Annotated in this window: 4 protein-coding genes and 1 pseudogene; all 5 read right to left on the bottom strand. The window is 69.7% G+C overall.

Annotated elements, in window-relative coordinates; translation table 11 throughout:
* Nucleotides 1–89 precede the first annotated feature (89 nt).
* On the bottom strand, nt 90–1,079 hold the full coding sequence (locus AC1D01_RS26645) for a CobD/CbiB family protein (protein WP_477871729.1): 990 nt from the start codon (nt 1,077–1,079) through the stop codon (nt 90–92).
* 39 nt (nt 1,080–1,118) lie between these two features.
* Entirely contained in the window at nt 1,119–1,802 is a 684-nt protein-coding gene (locus AC1D01_RS26640) for a CoA pyrophosphatase (protein WP_477871727.1), read from the bottom strand.
* A 68-nt stretch (nt 1,803–1,870) separates the two neighbouring features.
* Nucleotides 1,871–2,224, bottom strand: coding sequence for a 50S ribosomal protein L19 (rplS, locus tag AC1D01_RS26635; protein WP_047500714.1), 354 nt, complete (start codon nt 2,222–2,224; stop codon nt 1,871–1,873).
* 98 nt (nt 2,225–2,322) lie between these two features.
* On the bottom strand, nt 2,323–3,081 hold the full coding sequence (gene trmD, locus AC1D01_RS26630) for a tRNA (guanosine(37)-N1)-methyltransferase TrmD (protein ID WP_477871725.1): 759 nt from the start codon (nt 3,079–3,081) through the stop codon (nt 2,323–2,325).
* Between the two features lie 10 nt (nt 3,082–3,091).
* A pseudogene (locus AC1D01_RS26625) lies at nt 3,092–3,265 on the bottom strand (ribosome maturation factor RimM); the annotation flags it as partial.

The raw sequence follows: 3,265 nt of genomic DNA, 5'->3' as shown, positions 1-3,265 counted from the left end.
GAGCTGGGCCGGCAGCGGTTCTGATTCGCCTCCCCGGATTGGCATCCGGGCTACAGATCTGGTAGCCCGGATGCCAATCCGGGATTCAATCAACCGATCAGGTTCGCCAGAGACAGCAAGGCCAGCAGCAGCATCCACAGCACCACCGAGCGCCACACCAGCCCGACGATGCTGCGCAGGTGCCCGGTCTGCGGCGGCGCTCCCGGCGTCGAGCCTTCGGCGTTCGACAGCTCGTCCGGTGCCCCGCTGTCGAAGGTCTTCGAGCGGTCGGGCGTGACACCCGGGGCCGCGCTGCCGCCCAGCTGCACGCCCACCGCACCGGCCGCCGCCGACAGGATGATGCCCTCGTTCGCGTGCTTCCACAGCCCGGCATCGCGGCGCCAGCACGAGACCGCCTCCTCGAAGTTGCCGACCACCGCGAAGCCGAAGGCCGTCAGCCGTGCCGGCAGGTGGTCGATCAGCCCGAACAGGCGCTGCGACAGCGCGAGCAGCCGTTCGTTGACCGGCGCACCGACGGTGCGGCTCTTGAAGGCCCAGTAGCGGCTCGCGAACTCGGCCATGCGGTAGAACACCGCGCCGGCCGGCCCGAGGCCGAGCGTCGACAGCACGACGAACCAGAAGAAGACGCCGAACACATGGCGGTGCGCGGCCAGCAGCGAATGCTCGATCACGTGGCGCAGCAGCTCGGCGYGCGGCAGCTCGCTGGCATCAAGGTGGCGCCATTCGGCCAGCAGCCGGCGCGCGGTGAGTTCGTCGCCGCGCTCGAGCGCATCGCGGATGTCGGTGAAGTAGTGGCTGAACTGCCGGAAGCCCATCGTCAGGTACAGCACGACGACGTTCCAGGCGAGTGCCGCGACCAGGCTGAAGCGCACGACGATCGCGAAGACGGCCCAGGCCAGCAGCGCCGGCACCAGCGTCGTCACGCACCAGACGACCCAGGCGTGGTGGTCCTGGCCCGCATCGAAGTTGCGGCCGGTCCAGCGCATCCAGCCGGTCAGGCCGTCGTGCACGAAGTTGCGGCGCGGCAGCGGCTTCAGTTGCTCGATCAGCAGCGCGAACAGGACGGCGAAGAAACTCATGGCCCGCGATGATAGCGGCGAGGCCCCGTCCGGCGCTGGCTACGCGGCGAGGAAGCGGTACAGGTTGCGCAGCATCGCGGCGGTGGCCCCCCAGATGAAGTACTGGCGCGGGCGGCCGTCGGCGCCGACGCCGGTCCACGGCATCGACAGGAACTCGCGCCGCGCGCCGCCCACCTCGACGCTGTGCCGGCGGTGGTTGGCCGGGCTCATCAGGAACGCGAGCGGCACCTCGAACACCTCGGCGACCTCGAACGGGTCGGCCTGGATCGTGAAGCCCGCGCGCAGCAGCGCGACCACCGGCGTCACGATGAAGCCGGTGCCGGTGGTGTAGGTGGGGAGGCTGCCGAGCACGTCGACGTAGTCGCGCGCGAGGCCGATCTCCTCGGTCGCCTCGCGCAAGGCGGTATCGACGGCGTCGGCGTCGTAGCTCTCGGCGCGGCCGCCGGGAAAGCTGATCTGGCCGGGGTGGTCGGTCAGGTGGTCGGTGCGCTGGGTCAGCACCACGCACAGCACCTCGCGCTGCACCAGCGGCACCAGCACCGAGGCGTGGGCCGGCGCGCGGGACACGAAGGCGCGCTCGGCGGCGATCTCGGGCGACCAGGCCGGCGGCGCGAGGAAGCGGCTGCGCAGGGCCTCGGGCGACAGGTGCGGCAACGCGACGGCGGGGAGGTGATCGTCGATGCCCTCGACGGGCAGTTCCAGCGGGTTGAAGCTCAGCGGCATGGATCGATTGGACAAGAAAAAAGCCGCCTCGGGGAGGCGGCTTCTTCATGACCGTACGCGGGTACGGATCAGGCGAGCTTCTCTTTGATACGCGCCGACTTGCCCGAACGGTCGCGCAGGTAGTACAGCTTGGCGCGGCGCACGTCGCCACGGCGCTTGATCTCGATCGTCGCGATCAGCGGGCTGTACAGCTGGAACGTACGCTCCACGCCTTCGCCGCTGGAGATCTTGCGCACGATGAAGCTGGAGTTCAGGCCGCGGTTGCGCTTGGCAATCACGACACCTTCGTAGGCCTGCAGGCGCTTGCGGGTGCCTTCGACGACGTTGACGCTGACGATCACCGTGTCGCCGGGAGCGAAGGGGGGAATGGTCTTGTTGAGGCGAGCAATTTCTTCTTGCTCGAGGGTCTGGATCAGGTCCATGGGGTTCTCCTGTGATCTTGCCGGCGCGGTTGCTGATTTTGATGTGGCCACTCAAGAAGAAGGCGGCCACGCCCGGTAGAGGATCGAAAAGCCCGCGATTATAGCCCGAGGCCGGCGAGGAACTTCTCGTCGAGTTTGCTCAGTTCGCCACGCTCGCGGGCGGCGGCGATCAATTCCGGGCGGCGCCGGGCGGTGATCTCGAGCGAGCGCTCGCGCCGCCACCGGGCGATGTCGGCGTGATGCCCCGACAGCAGCACCGGCGGCACCGGGTCCGGTCCGGCCGGGGCGTCGAGCACCTCGGGGCGGCTGTAGTGCGGGCAATCGAGCAGGCCGTCGGAGAAGCTGTCCTGCTGGTGCGACTGCGCATCGCCCAGCACGCCGTCCTGCAGCCGGGCCACGCCGTCGAGCAGCGCGAGCGCCGGCAGCTCGCCGCCGGACAGCACGAAATCGCCCAGGCTCAGCTCCAGCGTGACATGGCGGTCGATGAAGCGCTGGTCGATGCCCTCGTAGCGGCCGCACAGCAGCACCGCGCCGGAACCGGCCGCGAACTCGCGCATCACCGATTGATCGATGCGCCGGCCGGTCGGCGTGAAGTGCACGACGGCGACCGTCGCCCCGTCAGGACGCTCGCTGCGGATGGTGGTGAGCGCACGCTCCAGCGGCTCGACCAGCATCACCATGCCGGGGCCGCCGCCATACGGCCGGTCGTCGACGCGGCGGTAGTTGTCGTCGGCGAAGTCGCGCAGCGGCCACAGCCGCACGTCGACCTGGCCGGATTCGAACGCGCGGCGCGTCACGCCCACGGTGAGGTGCGGCGAGAAAAGCTCGGGAAACAGCGTGACGACGTCGAAGCGCATCAGCGGGGGATCAGTAGTCCAGGCCCCAGTCGACGGTGATGCGGCGCTCGGCCAGGCTGACATCGTCGACATAGGCGCCGACGAAGGGGATCAGCCGCTCCTCGGCCGGCGTCGCCGCGGCCAGGCGCAGCACGCTGTGCGGGCCGGTGTCGATCAGGCCGGCCACCGTGCCGAGGGTCTGGCC

The sequence above is a fragment of the Rhizobacter sp. P3_B12 genome, assembly GCF_056402895.1.
Note: the sequence above shows the minus strand (reverse complement) of the source record. Positions and strands in the feature narration are given on the sequence as shown.